The sequence below is a fragment of the Neotamlana nanhaiensis genome, assembly GCF_000943555.1.
Taxonomy (GTDB): Bacteria; Bacteroidota; Bacteroidia; order Flavobacteriales; family Flavobacteriaceae; genus Neotamlana; species Neotamlana nanhaiensis.
On sequence record NZ_JTDV01000005.1, the window covers coordinates 400,810 to 425,731 of the forward strand.

Genomic DNA, 24,922 nt, shown 5'->3' on the forward strand with positions numbered 1-24,922 from the left:
ATGTAAACGACAAATTTAATACCAAATTGCATAAACAAAAAAAGCTGTCATAAAAATTACAGCAGCTTTTTCTTTTAAGGTTAACGTAAGTTTTACTTACGCTTATTTTGTTGCATTTTTTGTTGTTGCTCTGCTTGCTCCATCATTTCAGCCATTTTACGCTGAAAACGATTTTGCTTTCGAGGTTGTTTTTTCTTCTCTTGAATTTGAGCGTGAATTTTATCCTCATCAAGAATAAAGTTTTTAATTACCAAGATAATTCCAATACTAATTAAGTTTGAAATAAAATAGTATAAACTTAAACCTGAAGCATAATTGTTAAAGAAAAACAGCATCATAATTGGCGAGAAATACATCATATACTTCATCATTTTAGCCATATCTGGCATACCTTCCTGCTGTGGTGCAGTTTGTACATTTTGCCCTGTAGTTAAACGCATGTAAAAGAAAATGGCAACCGATGCTAAAATTGGGAACAAACTCACGTGGTTACCATAAAACGGAATATTAAACGGTAATTCTGCTATTACATCGTACGATGATAAATCGTCTGCCCAAAGGAAACTTTTTTGTCTTAAATCGAACGCCGAAGGGAAAAATTGGAATAATGCATAAAACACTGGCAATTGTATTAAAGCAGGTAAACATCCTGCCATTGGGCTTGCTCCTGCTTTGGTTTGCAACGCCATAGTTTCTTGCTGCGCTTTCATTTTATTGTTTTTGTGCTTCTCGCGAATAGCATCTAACTCTGGCTTTAAAATTTTCATTTTTGCCTGAGATAAGAATTGCTTGTACTGTACAAAAGACAAACATATTTTAACCAAAATAGTCATGACAACAATAGCAATACCATAAGGCATCCACCCACCTAAGAAACCAAATAATGGCATAAAAATATAGCGATTTATCCAACCGAAAATACCCCAACCAAATGGTACAATTTCGTCAAGATTTCTATCGTAAGCATTTAAGGTTTTAAATTCACTCGGACCAAAATATAAATCCATTGGCTGGTTAATTTCACCTCCTTGCAATTCTAAAGGCATTTTTGCTGCAAAATACTTGGTATAAACCGTATCGATAGTTTCGTCATCTACTAAATTTTCAGCTTTAATATTGGCTGTTTTAAAGGCTTTATCTGTTAATAACACCGAAGTAAAGAAGTGTTGTTTGTAACCAATCCAGGTTACATCTTCTAAATCATCATCGGCATCGCGAGCACCTGTATAATCGGCTTTTCCATCTTCGTATTCGTAATGAATATCGGTATATCTATTTTCGTAAGAAATACTTTTTGCATGACGGTAACCTTTTAAATCCCAATTCAAGTTGATAGCTTGAGAACCGTTTATAACATCACTTAATCCTTGAGAACGAATAGTAAAATCCATCATATAATCGTTATCCTTGATTTCGTAACGGTATTCTAGAAATTTACTTTCGGAAACCTTTAGTTTCATTGAAACAACAGTATTATTACCATTTTTGGTAACTGTTGGTACAAATGGTAAATCTTTAGTGTTTAATACACGGCTATCGGTTGTACCGAAATTAATATTGAAACCTGAGTTGTTATCTTTAATTAAATAAATGGGAACAGAATCGTAATCGACAAAGTTTTTTAATCGTACTTCGCTTAAATAACCACCTTTATTACTAAATTTTAATGCTAATAAATCGCTTTCTACGATAGTTTCGTTTTTTGAAGATTGTGTGGCAGAATAAGCAAAAGCACCTAATTTATTCTTTAGTTGTACCAACTGAAGCGAATCAACTTCACTACCTACATTATAAGTCTCGGCTTCAGCTACTTTAGTGTCGTTAGCTTTCTTTTCGGCTTCAACTTGTTCTTGTTTCGCTTTTTCTTCAGCTTCAAGTTCTTCTTGTGTTGGCTGGTTTTGCCACAACATATACATTAAAATACCAAAAATTAGTACGAAACCAATAATCGAATTAATATCTAACTTCTTTTCTTCCATCTAAATTATATTCGTAAATATTAAAAAATTCCTGTATCTCCACAGGAATAAACTTAGGTTATCAAAAAACTAACCAGTTTTATTTTTGTGCCAAAGTGGCATTTTTATGTTTCTTTTTGTAATTGCAAGCGGCTTTAATAAATGCCACAAATAATGGGTGCGGATTTGCAACTGTACTCTTATATTCTGGATGATACTGTACACCTACAAACCATGGGTGATCTGGTAATTCTACAATTTCAACCAAACCAGTATCTGGATTTAAACCAGATGCAACTAAACCAGCAGCTTCCATTTGTTCACGATAAGCACTGTTAAATTCGTAACGGTGACGGTGACGCTCTTTTATACTTTCGGCTTTGTAAATATCTCGAGCTAAACTTCCCATTTTAAGATCGCAATCCCAAGCGCCTAAACGCATAGTACCACCCATTTCGGTGATATTTTTTTGGTCTTCCATTATGTTGATTACTGGATTATTACAATCAGGAGCCATTTCGGTAGAATTTGCATCTTTTATATTAAGCATATTTCTACAAAACTCAATAACAGCCATTTGCATTCCTAAACAAATACCTAAAAACGGTATATTATTTTCACGCACATACTTTACTGCATCAATTTTTCCTTCTATACCACGCTCGCCAAATCCTGGTGCTACCAAAACACCATCTAAATGCGATAATTTTAATTTAATATTATCGCTACTTAAATATTCGCTGTGAATTGATTCGATATTAACTTTTACTTCATTTTCTGCTCCAGCATGAATAAAGGCTTCTAAAATAGATTTATAAGAATCTTGTAACTCTACATATTTACCAACCAAACCAATAGTTACCTCGGAAGTTGGATTTTTATGACGTTTTAAAAACTGATTCCAACGTGTAATATCTGGCTTTGAACTATTAAGGTTTAATTTCTTAAGTACCACTTTGTCTAGTCCTTCATCTAACATTAAATTAGGCACATCGTAAATGGTTGAAGCATCAATAGATTGTATTACAGCATCTTCTTTTACATTACAGAAAAGCGCTAATTTTCGGCGTAAATCGTGTGGTAAATCATGTTCTGTTCTACACACTAAAATATCGGCTTGCACACCACTTTCCATTAAGGTTTTTACACTATGCTGGGTTGGTTTTGTTTTTAACTCGCCAGCAGCCGATAAAAATGGCACTAACGTTAAATGAATAACAATACCGTTATCTTCGCCTAAGTCCCAACGTAATTGGCGCACAGCTTCAATGTAAGGTAACGACTCTATATCCCCCACTGTTCCGCCAATTTCGGTAATAATAATATCGTAATCGCCAGAGTTTCCAAGGCTTTGTATGCGCTCTTTAATTTCGTCTGTAATATGTGGAATAACTTGAACCGTTTTACCTAAAAACTCGCCACGACGTTCTTTTTCAATAACACTTTGGTAAATACGGCCAGTAGTAACATTATTTGCCTGACTTGTTGGCACATTTAAAAAACGCTCGTAATGACCTAAATCTAAATCGGTTTCAGCACCATCGTCCGTTACATAACATTCGCCATGTTCGTAAGGATTTAAAGTTCCAGGATCAACATTAATATAAGGATCTAATTTTTGAATGGTAACCCTGTACCCTTGTGCTTGTAAAAGTTTAGCCAGAGATGCCGCTATAATTCCTTTACCTAAAGACGATGTAACCCCGCCAGTTACGAAAATGTATTTTGTATTTGTTGTCATGTTGCGCTTTTAAACGCAGGCAAATTTACGAAATTAAACGAGTTATTAAAGCATTACTTTTTAGGAATTTGTTTTGGAGTTGTTAACAATGCTTAAATACTGATTATAAACTATTTAATATGCATTAAATTATTAAAAGCTAAAGTTTCTTTTATAAACTTGAAAATAAATTAGTATTAAGCTTTTAACAACTTAACAAACTTCTAACATCCTTCTACCACTCACGTAATTTGTTTAACTTTTCTTGCTCTTCGAGTTCTTTTTGAGGAATAACTTTTAAAAAAGAAGCATGCTGTTCTATAGCGTATTCTATTTTTTTTACAATTTCTTCGTTGGTTTCATTATCGTAATCGATATCTAAAGGCGCTTTAATTTCCATTGTCTGAAGAATATTTTTCTTCTTTATACGAATGCCTTTTTTATCAAAAGAGCGGCGAAACCCATCAATAACAATAGGAACCACAATTGGTTTGTATTTTTTAATAATGTGTGCTGTACCTTTACGAATAGGCTTGAACGGCGTGGTTGTACCTTGTGGAAAGGTAATAACCCAACCATCGTCTAAAGCTTTTCCAATATTTGAAATGTCACTCATTTTAACTTGTCTATTTACTGCTTGTCCTGCCGATCGCCATGTGCGTTCAATAGGAACGGCGCCAGCATATGCCAAAATTTTTGGTAAAAGTCCTGCTTTCATGGTTTCTTTAGCGGCTATGTAATAAATATTTAATTTTGGTTTCCACAAGTAACCTACATTTTTTATGGAATCGTCTCGTCCGCTTAAACTTGCATTAAACACATGAAACATGGCTACAACATCGGCAAAATAGGTTTGATGATTAGATATAAAAAGTACTTTTTTATCCGGAAGATTTTTAATGATTTCTGATCCTTCGATCTGCAGTTCGTTAAATCCTCGAAATCGTCTATGAGACATGACTCCCATGATACGAATGAGCCATTTTTTTAAAAATAATATATGTCCGAATGGATTTTTTTTAAACAATCCCATAAAATATTACGCCATTTATTTAGCGCTACAAATGTAATAAAACTAACCAATTACAGGCTTTCTTTAATAAGGTCTTTAATTTCGCTAAGCACCATAGCTGTGGCTCCCCAAACAACCTGTTGATTTAAAAAAAATGCTGGGACTTCAACCAACTTACTATATGAAGTTTTTAATTTTTTGTTAATCAAGCTATTATCACTAAGTAAATTTATTAAACTTACTTGCAAAATAGTTTCTACTTCGGCCTCCTCTTTTATAAAAATAGGCGTTTTTTTTGTAAAACCTATATATGGATGCACATAAAAATTACTTGGCGGAATGTAAACTTGTGATAATTTTTTTACAACATTTATCTCCTTAGATAGCACTCCTACTTCTTCGAAGGTTTCTCTTAATGCCGTTTCTTCAAGCGTTTTATCTTGCTCCTCAAATTTACCTCCTGGAAATGATACTTGTGCAGAGTGTACACCCTTATAGGACTTACGAAGTGTTAAAACGAATTTAGTTTGCCCTTTTAAATCGGGATAAAACAAGGCCAAAACACCAGCTTTTTTAGCATTTTTTATGGCGCTTTGCTGTTTTTTGAGTAATTCCTGACGGAAAGGCGGCATCATTTTAAAATGCGATGTTTCGGCTGGTAAATCTTTATTTTCTATTTTTGAAAGTAATATTAAAAAATCATCAAAATTCATTTATGCGTTTTATCTCTTTGCTATTAGTTTGTTTTATTTTTTTGAATTGTGAAGATAAAAAAACTAAAAAGAAAACAAGTTCTGATACTGCTACTACTGAGGCTAAAAAAAACGATTCGATTAAAAACAATAAGCGCGATCACAAAAAATTAACTACAAAAAACGCGATGTACTTTTTTCAGGATTATGATAAAAAGCACAAAGAAAACAAGGTTCGTATTTACACCGACTTTGGAAATATTGACATTTTACTTTACGACGAAACCAAATACCACCGCTCGAATTTTATTTTTTTAACCAAACAAAAATACTTTAACGACACCCAGTTTTATAGAGTTATCGATAATTTTGTGATTCAAGGTGGCAATAGCGACGACACAAAAACACGCAATAAACGCAACAAAATTGGAGTGTATTTACTACCACCAGATACCAAACGTGGTTTTAAACATAACCGCGGCGCAATTTCGATGCCTAGTAGCGAAATTGAAGATCCTTACAAACTGGCATCGCCGTACGAGTTTTTTATTGTTACGCAAAAAGGTGGCGCTCACTTTTTAGATGGCGATTATACTGTTTTTGGACACGTAACTAGTGGTATGGATGTTGCCGATAAAATTTCGAGAGTAGAAACCGATGAAGCCGATTGGCCCAATAAAAATGTTTTTATTAGAAAGGTTGAGATTATTGAATAACGTAAAGCGCATTAGGGATTGTAGTGAAAATCCTTTTTGCCTGTATTGAAACTAAATTACAGCTAACAACCTTTTATTAATTTGAAAAAATTTTGAAACCAAGTTGAAACTGTATCGCAAAAAGATTGCAACGGAAAGCCCGACCACGATCCCGCTTTTTCGGGGCGTGGTAATGCCCAAATAACACTAATTTTTATAAATATTTGGCAATGCAATTTTAAATTTTACCGCCAATAAACGGGTTACAATTATTACAATGCCCGAAACGATATACACAATATTATTATCTATAGGCAACTGGCCAAGTGTAAAATAAACAATGCCGCCCAAAATACAAGTGGTTGCGTAAATGGTTTCTCTGCGAAAAATTACGGGGATTTCGTTGCACAAAATATCACGTATTACACCTCCAAAACTTGCTGTCATGGTTCCTAATGCAATGCAAATGATTGGGTGTAAATTGGCGTTTATTCCTTTTTCTATACCTATTAGCGTGTATAAACCAATGCCTATGGTATCGAAAAGTAACAATGAGGTTCGCAAATAGTTTATTTTACTTCTAAAAATAATTGCAAACATTGCTGATGTTATGATAACGTAGGTATAAGTAATGTCGCGCATCCAACTTACTGGTGTGTTACCAATTAGTAAATCGCGCAACGTACCACCACCAACAGCTGTAACAAAAGCAATAATTAGGATGCCAAATAAATCCATTTTTTTATCGATAGCAACTAAAACGCCCGAAATGGCAAAGGCTATGGTTCCTAAAATATCGATGGTGTAAAACATTTAGTTTAGTTGTTGGTTTAGGATGCGAAGCTAATGAAAATGTTTTTTGTTTTTTTTGAAAATTGAGCTGACTTTAGTTTGGAAACAAAGTTAGAAGAAGCAAATACCTAGCTACTCCTCACGCTTAGCTTTTAATATTTTTTTTATTCTTTTATTTATTATTTCTGATAAATTCCAGTTGTACAATTTAGGATCGGTGGTGCTATAAAAATGCACAACCACAGCATCAATATCGTCATAATATTTAGCAAAACTTTGGTAACCGGGTACCCAACCAGCGTGTTCAAATTCGTAAATGGAAGCATAAATATCTCGTTCTCCTGGTTTAAATAACACGCCATTGTTTAATGCTCTTAAAAAAAAACCCACATCTTGGGCGGTGGCAACCATACCACGATCGTCTTCTTTTAAATCGTAAGGATGTCCTACGTGATAGCCGCTCATAACATCATTTAAATTAACGTCGTTCACCGATTGAAAGGTGTTTTTAAGTTGTAACGGATTAAGAATCTCGTCCTGAACAAATTGAAAGTTATTATACCCCAAAGCGTCATCCATAATTTTATTTATAAGCAGATAATTGGTGTTGCAGTATTCGTAATCTGTATCTGGTTTAAAATGCGCTGGTTTATCTAAAATTAGAGCTAAACATTCGCTGTAACTTTTAGTTGGTTCGCCCCAAAAGTTTGGCGCATCGGTAAAATTAGGAATACCGCTTCGGTGCTGAATCATTAACCGCAATGTAATATCGTTGGCGTTTTCAATACGTCCTTCGAGTTCTGGTAAATACTCGGCTAAGGTTTTATCTAACGACAATTTACCTGCATGAACCAATTTAGTAACCGCCACAGCATTGTATAATTTACTAATACTCGCAATCTTAAAAAAGGCATCTGGTTTTGCTGGAATTTTAGAATCGCGATTATGCCAACCAGAAGCAAAAAACTGCTCGGGTTTATTCGCCTGATCTACATAAACAACAACGCCATCAAATCCATGGCCAATAGCTTCGTCGAGTTGTTCTTGAACCGTATCTGGCAATGGCAATATCCACGCTTTTACTAACAACCATGGCACAAAAAATAACGAAGTTATAGTGCCTGCAAATAACAATATTCTAATTATTATGGTTTTCTTCTTGCTCATGCCTATTGGTTATGTTTAAAATTATACCATGCAAATCTCTACTTATTGATTTATAAATGTAACTTTTTTTATCTGAATTGTTGAAAGTTATGGATAAAGTGACGAATGTTTTAATTTGAAGGTGTTTACCAAAATTTAACTAATAACTTTAAAACAAAACCCTTGGTCACATTGATTGCAGCCGAAGTGTTTTTTATTAAACCTTAAATAATTGCGGTTTCTGAGATCCCGAAGCCCGTTCGGGATGAGCGATTCACACACATTTTTCTGCGTTACACTTGAAGGATTTTAAACTAAAACAAAATAATTATCAATTTAAAATCTTAAATAATTGCGGTTTCTGAAATCCCGAAATAACTTCGGGATGAGCGATTCACACACATTTTTCTGCGTTACACTTGAAGGATTTTAAACTAAAACAAAATGATTATTAATTCAAAATCTTAAATAATTGCGGCTTCTGAGATCCCGAAGCCGTTCGGGATGAGCGATTCACACACATTTTTCTGTGTTGCTCTTGAAGGATTTTAAACTAAAACAAAATGATTATTAATTCAAAATCTTAAATAATTGCGGTTTCTAAGATCCCGAAGCCCGTTCGGGATGAGCGATTCACACACATTTTTCTGCGTTACACTTGAAAAATGTGGTTCTCTGCTCACATGCTTTGAGTGTAGAAATTATAATCTTTTAAAATAGCATCGATAAACTCGATATCCGATTTATGTTTCATCGATTTCAACCCAATTACCGACATAATTTTAGACCGTAACTTTATAAGTGTTGGGTAATCTTTTGATGCTTTTGCCGAAATAAAAGTTTCTTTAATTATACGGGCATCGTTATCAGATAATTTAATAACGCTTGGGTAACTTGGTTTATAATCTTCTGTAAGGTTTTCTAAAATGGTATTTCTAATCGTTACTTTATCTTTTAAGCCAATTACAGCGGTTCCTGCTGCCATATCACCTAGTCGTTGTGTTTTTTTATTAAATGCCATTACAAAAAAACCTAGTCCAAAAATATACACATCTACCACTCTAAAAAACCAACGCACGGCATAATCGGAAAATGTGGCTTGATAACCATCAATTTTCACCACTTTTATTTTTAATAACCGTTTACCGATGGTTTGTCCTTGTAAAAAAGATTCTAACACCAACGTATAAAACATCACTGGAAAACTCAATACCGTATTTATGGCAATTTGCGACCATTGATCCATATTTTGGTAAGCCCCAACGGTATAACTCATTAACAACATATAGCCAATTTTTATGGCGTTGTCTATTATAAATGCTAACAAACGCTCACCTGCTCCTGCGGCATTGAACGAAATTTTTACATTTTGCGTAGTGTTAATTTGTAACTCTGACATTTTATATTTTAATTTATAACTTATATGAGAGAAGTTGCATTTATTAAGCAAAATAAGGAAAAATGGTTAAGTTTTGAAAAAGCTATTTTTAATAATGACTTTAAAGATGCCGACGAACTCGCTTCTCAATACATTCATGTTATTAACGATTTAGCTTACGCACAAACCTATTACCCTAAAAGTAAGGTTATTACTTATTTAAATCAGTTAGCAGCAAAAGCCTATCAAAAAATTTACAAAACTAAAGCCGAAGACACCAACCGAATTATTCGTTTTTGGAAAACCGAAGTACCTTTAATTTGCTATCAATACCGTAAATTTATTTATGTAGCCTTTATCATATTTTTTGCATTCACTTTTGTTGGGGCAATTTCTGCTGCCAACGATGGCGAATTTGTCCGTTCTATTTTAGGCGACGATTATGTAAACATGTCGCTCGAAAATATTGAAGCTGGCGATCCTGTTGCCGTTTATAAAAGCGGAAGCAATTGGGGCAGTTTTATTGGTATAACCATTAACAATTTAAAAGTTGGCATAATCGCTTTTGTTTTAGGCGTGTTTTTAGGCATTGGCACACTTTATATTATGTTTAAAAACTGTGTTATGTTAGGCTCGTTTCAATATTTTTTTTACGAAAAAGGCGTATTATGGGAAAGCGTTCGCGGAATTTGGATTCATGGTTCTATGGAAATTTTCGCCATTGTTATTGAGGCCGCCGCTGGATTAATTTTGGGCGCAAGCATTTTGTTTCCCGCCACGCATTCGCGTTATACATCGTTTAAACTCGGTGCAAAAACCGGAATAAAAATATTAATCAGTACCTTTCCGTTTACCTTTTGTGCCGGATTTTTAGAAGGATTCATCACCCGTTATTCTAACATTATGCCGCATTGGCTTTCGGTTGGCATTATTTTATCAACCTTAGGATGCATTTCATACTATTATCTAATTTATCCTTTTAAAATTCAAAAACAAATCACCAAAAGTCCCCAAACAACTAACGCTTCATTTGAAATTATTTAAAACACATATATTATTAATTATCGTGTTGATACTTAGCTGTACTCAACCTTTGTTGGCTTCTAAAGTTATTCAGCAACCCGATCAAATACGCAATTTTGATGAAGACTTTAAATCGCGGTATTCCAGCAATAAATATAATTATGAAGGTGAAGAAATTGTAACCTCTACCCAATCAGGTTCAGGTGAATATGAAGATTACAGCAACGAAAAAATAAAGCCAAAGGAAGATGAAGATGCTAGTTTCTTATCATATAATGCCAAACCTTTAAACTGGATATTTTACATTGCCATAGCCTTTGCTGTTATATTTTTAGTCTACATTTTACTTAACGAAGGTGGCTCTAATCTATTTTCTACTCGAAAACATAAAAAAGTTATTTATTCTGAAGATATTACAGCTGAAAACATTGAATCAGCCGATATTACTTCACTTATAAAAAATGCTGAAAAGGATAATAATTTCAGATTAGCCATTCGGTATTACTATCTTTTAGTTCTTAAACAGCTCAGTTTAAAAAACTACATAAAATTTGAAGACGACAAAACCAACAGCGAGTATTACAACGAAATCATAGAGAAACCTTTTAGCGAAAGTTTTTCATACACATCTTATCTATACACTTACATTTGGTATGGCGAATTCCCTGTAAACCTAACGCAATACAATAAGGCCAAAGATAATTTTGAAACGCTTTTAAACACCATTAAAAAATGAAAAAGGCCTTACCTATAATATTTATTTTGGCAGCTATTATTATTGCTGGGGCGTTTTTTATGGGCGTGAAAATAACGCGTACGGTAGATTGGGAAGAATCGTTTAACGAAAAAAGCAACAAACCTTACGGAACTAGTGTATTTTACAAAGAGTTAAAGCACTTGTTTAAAGACCATAAAATTAGAACGGTTTACCACCAACCCGATAGTTATTTACAAGCTAATTCTGAAGATGGTTACGGCGATCACACCGCAAAAGGCAACTATATTATTATTGGAAATACTGATTATTTAAGCGAGGCATCTATTGACGAACTCCTAAGTTTTGTTGATGCTGGAAACACCTTGTTTTTATCGGATTATGTATTCCCGCAAAAATTTCATGACACGCTCGATGTAAGTATTGATTATTTTGATAATGAAAAGGATAGCATTACCTACCACTCGTTAAAATACCTTGATGTTAAAAATGTAGCCATAGACAGAAGTGCATTTATGCAATATTTCTCGTATTTCGACAGTATAAATCATCAAGCCCTCGGACAATCTAAAATCGATAAAAACTACACCAACTTCTTAAAAGTACCTTTTGGTGAAGGTAATGTTTACTTGCATACCGAACCTAAAGCTTTTACTAATTACAACCTTTTAAAAGACAACCGCTACCAATATGTTGAAGGTTTAATTTCGTATTTACCAGACGACGATATTTATTTCGATTCGTATACTAAAATGCAAACGCGTTATAGTGCCGATGTTGAAAAAAAATCGAATTTAAGTTGGTTTTTACAACAGCCTGCCTTTAAATGGGCGTGGTATACCGCTATTATTTTTGGCATTTTATTTATGATTTTTAATGCAAAACGGCGTCAACGAATTATTAAAATTATAAAACCACTCCCAAATACCACTGTTGGTTTTGTAAAAACAGTATCGAATTTATATTTAGAAACTCAAGATTATAAAAATATAGTCGATAAAAAAATCACTTATTTTCTAGAAAAAATACGCACCGATTATAACATAAACACTTCGGTTTTAGATGAAAATTTTATAGATAGATTAGCATCTAAAACAGGAAAGAAAAAAGAAGATATAAAAAGCTTAATCGATTTTATAAATTGGTTACGCAGTAAAAATGAGTTTTTTGAAGAAAACTTAATTAAATTAAACCGCCATATTGAAGCATTTTATACCAAATAATTATGGAAGACAATCAAGATACACCTAAAAAACCAGAAGATGTTGTATCGTCTATTGACGATAGCGCCTTAAACGACAATAACAATTTGGAGTTTAAAAACCGCTTAGATTTAACCGAATTACAAACCAGCATTACCAAAATAAAACAAGAAGTTGGAAAAGTAATTGTTGGGCAAAAAGATATGGTCGATATGCTTATAGCATCGCTTTTAGCCAAAGGCCACAGTTTAATTGAAGGTGTTCCTGGAGTTGCCAAAACCGTTACGGCTAAATTGTTAGCAAAATCGTTAAGTGTTGGCTTCAGCCGTATTCAATTTACACCTGATTTAATGCCCAGTGATATTTTAGGAACTTCGGTTTTTAACTTAAAAAACTCAGAATTTGAGTTTAAAAAAGGTCCTATTTTCTCGAACATGATTTTAATTGATGAAATAAACCGTGCGCCTGCAAAAACACAAGCGGCTTTGTTTGAGGTTATGGAAGAACAGCAAATTACTATTGATGGCAATAAGTTTTTATTGGATGCCCCATTTATGGTTTTAGCTACCCAAAACCCTGTGGAACAAGAAGGAACTTACCGCTTACCAGAAGCGCAGCTCGATCGTTTTTTATTTAAAATTGATGTTGATTATCCTAATTTAGAAGATGAAATTGAAATTTTATCGCGTGAGCATCAACTACAAGATCAAGAAAAAACAAATCAAATTACATCGTTTTTAACTGCCGAACAAATTGCAAAATATCAACATTTAGTAACTCAAGTTTTAGTTGAAGCTCATTTACTAAAATATATTGCACAAATTATTGTGGCTACCAGAAGCAACCCATTTTTATACTTGGGTGCTTCACCTAGAGCATCTATCGCCATTTTAAAATCGAGTAAAGCTTTTGCTGCCATGAGTGGACGCGATTTTGTAACTCCAGAAGATATAAAACGTGCTGCCATTCCTGTATTACATCACCGTGTTATTGTAACACCAGAACGCGAAATGGAAGGCGTAACTAGCAAACAAGTAATAAAACAAATTATTGAAACGGTAGAAATACCGAGATAATTAAACTGTTTTTTAACGGCAGTTAGTTAAAAATAATAATCAAAACTAGAAACCTAAAAAATTAACCAAAACCAATACAATTATGTTTAAAAACCCTTTTTCTTACGATGGACGTATAAGACGCACCGAATACGGCTTAAGCTATCTAATTTATGTAGTTATTTACTTTTTGTCTGGACTTTTAATTTCTCAAATGGGAGACACAGGAAGTATTATTTTACTTATTATTTTAGTGCCATTAATATGGTTTCTAACTGCTCAAGGTGCTAAACGATGTCACGATCGTGGTAATAGTGGCTGGTATCAACTTATTCCTTTTTACGGACTTTGGATGCTTTTTGGTGATAGTGATCATGGTCCTAACGAATACGGTCCAAACCCTAAAGGTAAAGGCAACCACGACGAACTGAATGATATTGGAAAGTCTATTGAAATAGAAGACTAATTTTTACTAGAAACTTTTAATATTTAACTAACGTTTGAAACTATTTAAACCCTTTTACATACAACCCCGTTTTTTTTATGTTGGCATTGCCATTGTTAGCATATTTACAGCAAGCTATTTTATTCCGGTGTTGTTTAATGTAGCGCAACTTTTAATAGTCGCTTTATTGGTGTTGTTTCTGTTAGATATTTTAATTGTTTTTATAGGAAAAAATAAAATTGAAGCCATTCGGGAGTTACCCGATAAATTCTCGAATGGTGACAATAATACTATTAATATAAAAGTTAGTAATTATTACCCATTTACCATTCATTTAGAAATTATTGACGAAATACCAGAGCAGTTTCAAGTACGCGATTTTAAAATAAAACAAACCATAGTTTCTCGAAAAACAAAAACTATAAACTACCAATTAAAACCTACGCAACGAGGCGAATATAAATTTGGGAGCTTAAATATTTACGCATCTTCTGTATTAAAAATTGTGGCTAAACGCTATACATTTAATGCCGAAGCCATGGTGCCAACCTACCCCAGTTTTAAGCAATTAAAAAAGTTTGAGCTTTTAAATATTAACAAAAACTCTTTTGAATACGGCTTGAAAAAAGTGCGTCGTTTAGGGCACTCTATGGAGTTCGAGCAAATAAAAGAATACGTTTTAGGCGACGATTTACGTACTATAAACTGGAAAGCCACGGCAAAGAAAAACCAGTTAATGGTCAATCAATTTCAAGACGAAAAATCGCAACCTGTATATTCTATAATCGATAAAGGCCGTGTTATGAAAATGCCTTTTGAAGGTTTAAGCCTCCTAGATTACGCCATAAATTCCGCCTTAGTAATTAGCAACGTTGTACTTAAAAAACAAGATAAAGCAGGTCTATTATCATTTTCTAAAAAAACTGAAAATGTAGTGGTTGCAGAACGACGCAATTCGCAAATGCAACTTATTTTAGAAGCGCTTTATAATGTAAAAACCGATTATTTTGAAACCGATTTTAGCCGCTTGTACACCAACCTAAAAAAACACGTTACACAACGTAGCTTGCTTTTAATGTACACTAACTTTGAAACATTAGACGGATTAGAACGTCAATTACCCTATTTAAAAGCCATAGCAAAAAGTCATTTACTAGTAGTCATCTTCTTTAAAAACACCGAGCTAAACGCACTTATAAATAACAAAGCCGAAACCGTAGAACAAGTGTACGACAAGGTTATTGCCGAAAAATTTGCTTTCGAAAAACGTCTTATTGTAAACGAACTTAAAAAATACGGGATTCATTCTATTTTAACATCACCCGAACATTTAACCATAAACACTATTAATAAGTATTTAGAGGTTAAGGCACGTGGGTTGTTGTAAAGGTTAATACGTACATATCATATTTTTTTAGTAAGCTTTAAAATTACTTGCCGTTATAAACATTATATTTATGTAGTACGTAGTTGTCAATTTAAATTGATCCAATTAGTCCTTTTCTTTACTTCATTTGATATAAAAGAAGAAAAAATTCCATTCCCAAACAATTAATTTATCTTTGCACTCAATTCATTTTACCATGCGCATCGATATTATAACGGTTTTACCAGAATTACTTAAAAGTCCTTTTGAAGCTTCAATTTTAAAGCGAGCCATTGAAGCCGATTTAGTTGAAGTACATTTTCACAACCTACGCGATTATAGCACAAACAACTATAAAAGTGTAGACGATTATCAATTTGGTGGTGGCGCTGGTATGGTAATGATGATTGAACCTATTGATAAATGCATCAGCAAACTAAAAGCCGAACGCCATTACGACGAAATTATTTATATGACACCAGATGGTGAAGCCTTAAACCAAGGGATTGCCAATCAACTATCGCTTAAAGAGAACATGATTATTTTATGCGGACATTATAAAGGTGTCGATCAACGTGTACGCGATCATTTTATAACTCGAGAAATCTCAATAGGCGATTATGTACTTTCAGGTGGTGAATTAGGTGCAGCCGTACTTTGCGATGCTGTTATACGTTTAATACCTGGTGTTTTAGGTAATGAAACTTCTGCCCTAACGGATTCGTTTCAAGATAACTTATTAGCGCCTCCAATTTATACAAAACCTCGTGAATATAAAGGTATGAAAGTGCCTGAACTGTTGTTTAGCGGAAACTTACCGGAGATTGAAAAATGGCGCGAAGAGCAAGCGTACCAACGCACCAAAGAACGTCGTCCAGATTTATTAGAAGATTAATATATGGTAAATCCTCAAATTGTAACCATTCCAGAAACGTTACTTGTTGGTATACATACTAACATGTCGCTTACAGAAAATAAAACCTTTAATTTATTTTCTGCTTTTATGCCTAAACGAAAAACAATTAAAAATCTTATTAATACCGATGTTTTTGAAATATGCATATATAAGGATGGTTATTTTAAAAACTTTAACCCGAACAACACGTTTACAAAATGGGCGACTTTAGCAGTTAAAAATTTTGAAAATATTCCAGAGAATATGGAATCTTTTAATATTGAATCTGGTTTGTACGCTAAATTTATTTACAAAGGTTTACCACAAGAAATAGGTGGTTTTATGGGATATATTTTAGGAACTTGGTTGCCAAACTCTGCGTATATTCTAGACCATCGCCCACATTTTAATGTTCTGGGAGATTCTTATAAAAGTAATGACTCTGAATCGGAAGAAGCTATTTTTATCCCTATAAAGCGAAAAACATCCTAAAAAGCTGTGTTAAGGATAGTAACGGCATCCTTATTTGAAGTATGAAAAAAAGATATAGAGAATAGCCTGACCCCGAGATAACGGGGTAACACCAAAACCATTAAAAATTTTAAACTTTTACTTTTAACTTATAACTTTTTAACTATCTTTGCAGCCAATTTCGGGTTAACCTCTGGCGAGAATCGTGAATGTTGTTTCGAATTAACTCATAATTAATATTTTAAAGATATGGAATCTTTAGTAAAATTTGTACAAGACGAATTTGTAACAAGAAAGGAATTTCCAGAATTTAGTGCTGGAGATACAATTACTGTATACTACGAAATTAGAGAAGGTGAAAAAGTTCGTACACAGTTCTTTAGAGGTGTAGTAATTCAACGTAGAGGTTCAGGTACTTCTGAAACATTTACAATTAGAAAAATGTCTGGAACTATTGGTGTAGAGCGTATTTTCCCAGTAAACTTACCAGCATTACAAAAAATTGAAGTGAACAAGCGTGGTAAAGTTCGTAGAGCTAGAATTTTCTACTTTAGAGGCTTAACTGGTAAAAAAGCTAGAATTAAAGAAGTAAGACGCTAAAACATATTGCTTTTTAAGCATTGAAAGCCTTGGTATATTGCCAAGGCTTTTTTTGTTATTAACAATTGTTGATAACCTTGGTTTATAACTGGTTGATATTTAAAATCTTAAAACAATTGGTTCTCTCGCTTATTTTTCGTAATTTAGTCAAAGAGAAAATAACCAAATACGTTTGGGTTTCATTGCCGACGATGAATTTATATTTCGCTCTAAATAAGGTAACGTTCTTATACAATAATTGTTTTTGAGGTTTTAAATAGAAACGCATAAGCGTAAATATGAAAAATCATGATTCTTAAAATATAGTTTTTACTGATAAAAATAATTTAAGATGAAAGTTTGAAAGTTAACACTACGAAATGTAATGATTATAAGTAAAACAATGCTAAACCAAGAAATCGCGAAAGCGAACACTTTCAATAAAATAGCATCAAAAAAACAATTATCTGAAATAAGTAATGTAATAAGTCAATACATTTTGAAAATTACACACTTATTTCGTTGAAATAACAGCATACTGGAATAATTTAGATGAATATTTTAAATTAGGATTTAGTAAAATGCTAAGAAAGTTATGTGTTATTTCAAGAAAGCCATGTCAAAGAAGATTAAATTCTTCAGTGATATGGCTTTTGTATTTTAATCGATTAACTACCGCTTTCTTCAGTTTCATTTAACATTTGGTGCAAATTTGTTTAAAATAAGCATTTTCAAGACTTTTTCATCCCTTTTCACACCTAATTTAGTGGCCAATTTTTGTATATTCGCAACGCTTTAAACTAATCACATAATTTTTTGTTTTTTCAAACAAATTAAACTTTACAAAAACTACAAATTAATGTCGAAAATAATTTACACAAGAACAGACGAAGCTCCTGCTTTAGCAACTCAATCTCTATTACCTATTGTTCAAGCCTTTGTAAAATCTTCGGGTATTCAAATTGAAACCAAAGATATTTCATTAGCTGCAAGAATTTTAGCTGTTTTTCCAGATTATTTAAATGAAGACCAACAAGTACCAGACGATTTAGCTATTTTAGGTGAATTAGCTAAAAAACCTGAAGCTAATATTATAAAATTACCAAATATTAGTGCATCTATTCCGCAATTAAAAGGAGCCATTAAAGAATTACAATCACAAGGATTTGCAATTCCTAACTATCCAGACGAAGCGGCTAATGACACTGAAAAAGAAATAAAATCGCGTTACGATAAAATTAAAGGAAGTGCTGTAAACCCAGTATTGCGCGAAGGTAACAGTGACAGACGCGCTCCTAAAGCCGTTAAAAACTTTGCTAAAAAGAATCCACATTCTATGGGCGAATGGAAAAGTGATTCTAAAACCCACGTGGCAACTATGAGCGATAACGACTTTGCTCACAACGAAGTTTCGGTAACTATTCCAGAAGCAACAAGCGTAACTATAGAGCATACCGATTCTAGTGGAAAAACAAGCGTATTAAAAAGCTGTTTCCCATTACTTAAAGGTGAAATTATAGACAGTACTGTAATGCGCCAAAAAGCCTTAATTAGCTTTTTTGAAGAACAAGTTACAGATGCAAAAAAACAAGGTGTATTATTTTCACTACACATGAAAGCAACCATGATGAAGGTTAGTGACCCAATTATTTTTGGTCATGCCGTTAAAATTTTCTTCAAAGATATTTTTGAAAAACATGGAAAAGCTTTAGAAAGTGTTGGGGTTAACGTAAACTCAGGTTTCGGAAATTTATTAGAACGTATCAACGATTTACCTGAAGCTAAAAAAGCTGAAATTGAAGCCGATATTGATGCTGTTTACAAAAATGGCCCTGCTTTAGCTATGGTTAATTCAGATAAAGGCATCACTAACCTACACGTACCAAGTGACGTGATTATTGATGCTTCTATGCCGGCTATGATTCGTACTTCTGGACAAATGTGGAATGCCGAAGGAAAATTACAGGATACAAAAGCTATAATTCCAGATAGTAGTTATGCTGGAGTTTACGCGGCTACTATCGATTTTTGTAAAAAGAATGGTGCTTTCGATCCTACAACTATGGGAACCGTTCCTAATGTTGGATTAATGGCTCAAAAAGCTGAAGAATATGGCTCTCACGATAAAACTTTCGAAATTGAAGCTGATGGTGTTGTAAAAGTAATTGATGCATCTGGTAATGTTTTAATGCAACATGATGTGAATGCTGGAGATATCTGGAGAATGTGCCAAACTAAAGACGCACCTATCCAGGACTGGGTAAAATTAGCCGTAACAAGAGCTCGCGCTTCAGAAACACCTGCTGTTTTCTGGTTAGATGAAAACAGAGCACACGATGCAGAATTAATTAAAAAAGTAAATGTATATTTAAAAGACCACGATACAAGTGGTTTAGATTTAAGAATTTTATCACCTGTTGAAGCCACATTGTTTACTTGTGAAAGATTGAAAGCTGGTGAAGACACTATTTCTGTTTCAGGAAACGTATTACGTGATTATTTAACCGATTTATTCCCAATTTTAGAAGTTGGTACAAGTGCAAAAATGTTATCCATTGTACCATTGATGAATGGTGGTGGTTTATTTGAAACAGGTGCTGGAGGTTCTGCTCCAAAGCACGTACAACAATTAATGGAAGAAAACCATTTACGTTGGGATTCTTTGGGTGAATTTTTAGCTTTAGCAGTTTCTTTAGAGCACTTTAGTGAAGTAAATGATAACGCAAAAGCCAAAGTTTTAGGAAAAACATTAGACGATGCTACTGAAAAACTCTTAGAAAACAAAAAAGGTCCTTCAAGAAAAGCAGGTGAATTAGACAATAGAGGGAGTCATTTTTACATCGCTTTATATTGGGCTCAAGAATTGGCTAGCCAGAATGAAGATGCTGCTTTAAAAGCAGAATTTACCCCTATAGCAGAACAATTGGCTGCTAACGAAACGCAAATTGTAGATGAATTAAATAGCATTCAAGGAAAAGCAGCTAATATTGGAGGCTATTACGAACCTAATGCCACATTAATGCAACAAGTAATGCGCCCAAGCGCAACATTTAATAATATTATTAATTAAAATTAAGCTCCTTAAATTAGGAGCTTTTTTTACTTATTTTCAATAACAAATTTTAATAAGACCTTGTACTTGTTAAAATTTGTTATTTTTAACTTTATGAGTTTTATTAAAATTACCGAGCAAGATTCAAAATACAATCATCTCGAAAAGATGAGCACTAAAGAATTGCTCGAAAACATTAATAATGAAGATAAAACGGTACCGTTAGCTGTTGAAAAAGCACTTCCGCAAATAGAAATACTTGTCAACCAAGTTGTTTCAAAGCTAAGTACTGGCGGACGCTTATTTTATATTGGAGCTGGTACAAGTGGTCGACTAGGAATTTTAGACGCATCGGAATGCCCACCTACTTTTGGCGTTTCTTCAGATTTGGTAATAGGAATTATTGCTGGAGGTGATAATGCCATTAGAAATGCTGTCGAAAATGCTGAAGATTCTACAAATCAAGGATGGGAAGATTTAAAAAAATTCGCAATAACATCAAAAGATATTGTTATTGGCATTGCTGCTTCTGGCACCACGCCTTATGTTATATCTGCCTTACAACACTGTAATAAAAATAATATTGTAACAGGAAGTATATCTTGTAACGCAAATAGTCCTTTATCTCAATCAGCTGCATATCCAATAGAAGTAATTGTTGGACCAGAATTTGTAACAGGTAGCTCTCGAATGAAAGCTGGTACCGCTCAAAAACTGGTTTTGAATATGATTACAACCTCTACTATGATAAAGTTAGGACGTATAAAAGGAAATAAAATGGTCGATATGCAACTAAGCAATAATAAATTAGTTGATAGAGGTACAAAAATGATTATGAGCGAGCTTAACTTACCCGAAACCGAAGCAAAACAATTACTTCAAAAGTATAAAAACGTTAGGTTAGCAATTCAAAATTACAATAATGGAAAATAATAAAACAGACAAAAAAACACTATTAAAAGGTATTAAAATAATGGTTTTTTCATTATTTAGTTTTTTTATTGGTCCTACATTTATGCATATGGCCTTAAACAATAAAGAAAAACCACTTTATATGCCAATGCTAATAGTTGGCTGTTTAATTTGCGCTATGGCTGTTATTTTAGCTTTTCGAGGTATAAATACCATAATGAATAGTATTTTTAAAAAGGAGTAAAAGTATCTAATTTTACCTATGTAAGTTCGGTTTTGGTGTAGAAGGATTATAACCAAAATCGCAATCTTCAACTTTAATTCCTAACTGATCCATAATATAGCTTATTATAGCATAATGATGTATGGTATGGCTATTGGCTTGGGCAAATAACGCTTCAACAGTATAATTCATTCTTGTTTTACCAATACCTAAATCATCAATAACAACAACACTGCTATTTTCAATATTAAAATTATTTAAACGATTAATTATGATATTCAAATATTCAGAGGCTGTTAAACAACAAGATTCTACCTTAGTATTGCGTTCTCGAGAAGTTAAATCAACAACACCATTCTTTACATTAAAAATACAATTATAAAAATCAAAAATATGTCTTACATGTGAACCAATACTAGAATAGTATGGGCCTATAGAAACATTACATAATTCTTGGTTAGATAGTTGTGATAATAAGGATTCTGATTTTTTTAGTGTATTTATTGAAGCTTTTATTATAACCTGCATACAAAGAATTTTTGATTAAAATAATAAAAATATTCTACAACTAAACTTAATTTTATTTTCAATAGTCTTCTAAGAATAAATCATAATCAAAAAAACACATTATCGTAAATCTATATTTAATAATAAAAATTTGAAAATTATCTAATTAAAGAAAAGTGCCCATTCTTTTTAAGAATAGATTTATCATATTTTATTAACTCTATAGTAAACCAATAATCATTAGATGGAAGTTTTTCCCCATTAATAGTTCCATCCCATGTAAAATTTCTATCACTATTTAACGCTGTAATAAATTTTCCATATCTGTTAAAAATATTTATTTTTATAAGTCTATATTGAGTTTCATCTATGCCTCGAACTTCCCATAAATCATTAATACCATCATTATTAGGTGTAAAAAACTTTGGATAACCTAATATAAAAATTTGTTTTTTTGTAATTTTATTACAAGGAGTTGAGTCTTTAACATAAATTGTGTTTATTCCTGAAGGAACATTATAAAATGTATGTTTATTTGAGGTTCCCACAAAACTAATTCCATTAATAGAATATTGATAATCTTCATTTCCAACAATACTCACTTTTACCGAATTTTTGCCTCCTTCAACTATAGTTTCTATTTTATCAAAAATAAGAGCTTCTGATTTAACTACAGAGAAAGTTTTAGAGTTTGAACATTCTAAACCATTATTATTTAAATTATAAGCTATATGAGTATAAGTATCAGGAATACTCGTATAAAAATCTTTGTCAGTAGAAACAATATTATCATTACTATCAATCCATTCAAACCTATTATTAATACTATTACCTGATATTTTTACTAAAGAATCTTCACAAATAACATAAGTGTCTTCTAAGTCTATAATAGGCAAACGATTAACTATTAAAGTTAGTGGTACAATACCAGAACAACTTAAATCACTCTTATCAACCCTAACCCAAATTTCAGATGCTTTTGATGTATAAAATCTACTCGCAATTTCATTTTCAGTAATTTGAGCGTCATTAAAACTTGGAAAGTACCTAATAATGTCTGTATTGGCTAAATTTAATTTAGATCTGATAAAATCTTTTTCAAAACCTAATGAAAAAAGACCTACTAAATCATCAGTGCCTGCTTCTAAAAAACCACAGGCAGATACTTCAGATATTTCCCCTAAATTTGTTTTAACAGTATTTAACTTAAATGAGCAAACATCAAAACAACCTTTTTCATTTACAGCTGTAATAAATATAACCTGGTTAGGTCTCTTATTTACATAAATATCTGGTTCAGCTATTCTATTAATATCTAAATCCCTATCTCTTTTACTTTCATAGAAAAATAAATCCTCATTTAATTCTGGTTTAGTAATATTATCACGAATGTTGAAAAGATTAAATGTAGATATTCCATCTGCATCATCATCACATTGAATCAATTGTTGATCTTCTTTTAAATTAGGAACCTGCGATATATTAACTCGTTTATTAACTTTAATATACCTGCCATTAATTCTAATATTTGCGACAATATTATACATACCTTCTTTAGTATAAACATGATCAGGTAGAATGTCATTTGAAGTATTACCATCATCAAAATCCCAACTAATAGATTCTATATTAGAATAAGTATCGACCTCAAAAGATAAAGGAATACCTACACACCCGTTCTCCCCCAATATTCTTGTTCTAAAATAAGATTGAATAAAACTAGGTAAACCTAATCTTGATTTATTTGGAAGTAAATTAATAGAATTATGAATATAATTTGAACTTACACCATAATTATTTGGCTTAACAATTTCACCAAGATATTCCGTTCCTTCATTTAAATTAATCGATAAAGCTCTATAAATTTTTCCATTATTAGCTAATTGTAGGGCTCCAGCAGATAAATTGTTAGTTTCTTCATGCAATACAATAGCATTCTCAAGCGGATTTGCATTGGACAAATCATATTGATATAATAAATTTTTTCTCACTGAATCAGGTTGAAAATTAGCAGTATTCTCATTAAACATGCCCTGTCTGATCAATGTTGCATATAAAAAGTTGGAATCATTTGAAAACTCTAAACCATTAACAGAAACCACTTCAAAAAAACTTAGCGAAGTTAATAAATTTCTCTTATTACTTACCGTACCATTTATACTGTTAAAATCAAAAACAGCTAGATGGTTTGATAACTCTTGCTCTCTATAATTAGCACAGGCTATTTTTTTACCATCTGGTGAAAATTTCATAGCGCCTTCTTGCACTCCATTATAAAACAATCCATCTGTAATTACAGGACTTTCTATCCTACCATCTGGAATAATATTAAATGCATAAAATGATGTATATTCATTATTTATATTTTTTTTAGTGGTCATTAACCATATTGATTCTCCATCATTATTATGAACTGCAGACAATTTACCGACTCCATCACCTTCTAATAAAGAAATGTTTTTTTCTATAACTTTACCCAATCCATTATTTAAGTTCATATCAATTATAGAATAACGTAAACCAAAATAAGAACTCGTAGTAAAAACATAATAAATATTTTTTGTCTTTATTAAAGGAACTATAATTATATTAAATAAAACATCGGGACTTATGTTAGGATTTAAAACTCCTCCTGTTGATATAGGATCTACAAGAACTCCGTTAATCATAATATTATGGTTTTTATTCCATATATTTATACCATTAGAATAGAATAAAAGTTCTCCTTTTCTATTAGATATAGTTACACAAGCATCTTTAGCTATCATTTCTCCATCATATTTTACTTGAGTTTCACCATCAAAGACAAAACCCATGCCTGACTTTTCGCCAAAGTACCATAGGTTTGTCTCATTTTGAGATATTAAACTACTATAAGTAAAAAGTAACAAAAAAAGTATAGTAAACTTCACAGATTTTTAGGTTATATTTTTTAAGCAAACTAAATTTAACTTCTAAAATCACTAATAATTTATAATTTTTAAAGGGTAATAAATTTACAAAAAACATTTTCATTTATGTTGACTTATATATTTTTAAATAAGTCTTACATAACACATAAAACAAATTTAAAACAAAAAACCC

At 32.4% G+C, this 24,922-nt stretch carries 22 protein-coding genes; 13 read left to right on the plus strand and 9 right to left on the minus strand.

Annotated elements, in window-relative coordinates; translation table 11 throughout:
- Positions 1–92: 92 nt before the first annotated feature.
- The 4 genes from yidC to PK35_RS09275 all read right to left on the minus strand — a co-directional run bounded on the left by yidC (position 93) and on the right by PK35_RS09275 (position 5,403).
- Positions 93–1,979: a membrane protein insertase YidC gene (yidC, locus tag PK35_RS09260; RefSeq protein ID WP_044626414.1), complete on the minus strand. Its 1,887-nt coding sequence runs from the start codon at positions 1,977–1,979 to the stop codon at positions 93–95.
- 79 nt (positions 1,980–2,058) lie between these two features.
- Entirely contained in the window at positions 2,059–3,699 is a 1,641-nt protein-coding gene (locus PK35_RS09265; RefSeq protein ID WP_044626415.1) for a CTP synthase, read from the minus strand.
- 214 nt (positions 3,700–3,913) lie between these two features.
- Positions 3,914–4,711, minus strand: a complete 798-nt coding sequence (locus tag PK35_RS09270; protein WP_044626416.1) for a lysophospholipid acyltransferase family protein — start codon at positions 4,709–4,711, stop codon at positions 3,914–3,916.
- A 50-nt stretch (positions 4,712–4,761) separates the two neighbouring features.
- Positions 4,762–5,403 carry an NUDIX hydrolase gene (locus PK35_RS09275; protein WP_044626417.1) on the minus strand — a complete coding sequence of 214 codons (642 nt, stop codon included), beginning with the start codon at positions 5,401–5,403 and terminating at the stop codon, positions 4,762–4,764.
- Between the two features lie 41 nt (positions 5,404–5,444).
- On the opposite strand from PK35_RS09275, the gene PK35_RS09280 reads away from it, so the two are divergent.
- Positions 5,445–6,098 (plus strand): peptidylprolyl isomerase, encoded by a 654-nt coding sequence (locus tag PK35_RS09280; protein WP_414629298.1) that lies wholly within the window; start codon positions 5,445–5,447, stop codon positions 6,096–6,098.
- 186 nt (positions 6,099–6,284) lie between these two features.
- Here PK35_RS09280 and PK35_RS09285 read toward each other — a convergent pair whose 3' ends face one another.
- From PK35_RS09285 to PK35_RS09295, 3 genes are all read right to left on the minus strand, one after another.
- On the minus strand, positions 6,285–6,890 hold the full coding sequence (locus PK35_RS09285; protein ID WP_044626418.1) for a trimeric intracellular cation channel family protein: 606 nt from the start codon (positions 6,888–6,890) through the stop codon (positions 6,285–6,287).
- A 111-nt stretch (positions 6,891–7,001) separates the two neighbouring features.
- Positions 7,002–8,036 carry a serine hydrolase domain-containing protein gene (locus tag PK35_RS09290; protein ID WP_044626419.1) on the minus strand — a complete coding sequence of 345 codons (1,035 nt, stop codon included), beginning with the start codon at positions 8,034–8,036 and terminating at the stop codon, positions 7,002–7,004.
- Between the two features lie 658 nt (positions 8,037–8,694).
- Positions 8,695–9,414 (minus strand): RDD family protein, encoded by a 720-nt coding sequence (locus tag PK35_RS09295; RefSeq protein ID WP_044626420.1) that lies wholly within the window; start codon positions 9,412–9,414, stop codon positions 8,695–8,697.
- Positions 9,415–9,438: 24 nt separating this feature from the next.
- On the opposite strand from PK35_RS09295, the gene PK35_RS09300 reads away from it, so the two are divergent.
- From PK35_RS09300 to PK35_RS09355, 12 genes are all read left to right on the plus strand, one after another.
- Positions 9,439–10,437 (plus strand): stage II sporulation protein M, encoded by a 999-nt coding sequence (locus PK35_RS09300; RefSeq protein WP_044626421.1) that lies wholly within the window; start codon positions 9,439–9,441, stop codon positions 10,435–10,437.
- A gap of 52 nt (positions 10,438–10,489) precedes the next feature.
- Entirely contained in the window at positions 10,490–11,152 is a 663-nt protein-coding gene (locus PK35_RS17170; RefSeq protein ID WP_052825952.1) for a hypothetical protein, read from the plus strand.
- Positions 11,149–12,354, plus strand: a complete 1,206-nt coding sequence (locus tag PK35_RS09310) for a DUF4350 domain-containing protein (RefSeq protein ID WP_052825954.1) — start codon at positions 11,149–11,151, stop codon at positions 12,352–12,354. Before PK35_RS17170 ends, PK35_RS09310 begins: the two co-directional genes overlap by 4 nt.
- 2 nt (positions 12,355–12,356) lie before the next feature.
- Positions 12,357–13,409 (plus strand): AAA family ATPase, encoded by a 1,053-nt coding sequence (locus tag PK35_RS09315; RefSeq protein ID WP_082048562.1) that lies wholly within the window; start codon positions 12,357–12,359, stop codon positions 13,407–13,409.
- 82 nt (positions 13,410–13,491) lie between these two features.
- Positions 13,492–13,854: a DUF805 domain-containing protein gene (locus PK35_RS09320; protein WP_044626422.1), complete on the plus strand. Its 363-nt coding sequence runs from the start codon at positions 13,492–13,494 to the stop codon at positions 13,852–13,854.
- Between the two features lie 34 nt (positions 13,855–13,888).
- A complete protein-coding gene (locus tag PK35_RS09325) occupies positions 13,889–15,220 on the plus strand; it encodes a DUF58 domain-containing protein (RefSeq protein WP_044626423.1) in 1,332 nt (443 codons plus the stop codon).
- Positions 15,221–15,416: 196 nt separating this feature from the next.
- Positions 15,417–16,094, plus strand: a complete 678-nt coding sequence (gene trmD, locus PK35_RS09330; RefSeq protein WP_044626424.1) for a tRNA (guanosine(37)-N1)-methyltransferase TrmD — start codon at positions 15,417–15,419, stop codon at positions 16,092–16,094.
- Between the two features lie 3 nt (positions 16,095–16,097).
- On the plus strand, positions 16,098–16,586 hold the full coding sequence (locus tag PK35_RS09335; RefSeq protein ID WP_044626425.1) for a GyrI-like domain-containing protein: 489 nt from the start codon (positions 16,098–16,100) through the stop codon (positions 16,584–16,586).
- Between the two features lie 228 nt (positions 16,587–16,814).
- Complete coding sequence (gene rplS / locus PK35_RS09340; RefSeq protein ID WP_044626426.1) at positions 16,815–17,165, plus strand: 50S ribosomal protein L19; 351 nt, start codon at positions 16,815–16,817, stop codon at positions 17,163–17,165.
- Between the two features lie 838 nt (positions 17,166–18,003).
- Entirely contained in the window at positions 18,004–20,214 is a 2,211-nt protein-coding gene (locus tag PK35_RS09345) for an NADP-dependent isocitrate dehydrogenase (RefSeq protein WP_044626427.1), read from the plus strand.
- Positions 20,215–20,310: 96 nt separating this feature from the next.
- Entirely contained in the window at positions 20,311–21,129 is an 819-nt protein-coding gene (gene murQ / locus PK35_RS09350; protein WP_044626462.1) for an N-acetylmuramic acid 6-phosphate etherase, read from the plus strand.
- Positions 21,119–21,352: a DUF6095 family protein gene (locus PK35_RS09355; RefSeq protein WP_044626428.1), complete on the plus strand. Its 234-nt coding sequence runs from the start codon at positions 21,119–21,121 to the stop codon at positions 21,350–21,352. The genes murQ and PK35_RS09355 overlap by 11 nt, the downstream gene beginning before the upstream one ends.
- Positions 21,353–21,364: 12 nt before the next feature.
- Here PK35_RS09355 and PK35_RS09360 read toward each other — a convergent pair whose 3' ends face one another.
- Together PK35_RS09360 and PK35_RS09365 are read right to left on the minus strand one after the other, a co-directional pair.
- A complete protein-coding gene (locus PK35_RS09360; protein ID WP_044626429.1) occupies positions 21,365–21,859 on the minus strand; it encodes a hypothetical protein in 495 nt (164 codons plus the stop codon).
- Positions 21,860–21,996: 137 nt separating this feature from the next.
- The gene (locus PK35_RS09365) at positions 21,997–24,750 is read right to left on the minus strand and encodes a T9SS type B sorting domain-containing protein (RefSeq protein WP_131474405.1); all 2,754 of its coding nucleotides are present in this window, start codon (positions 24,748–24,750) and stop codon (positions 21,997–21,999) included.
- Positions 24,751–24,922 lie beyond the last annotated feature (172 nt).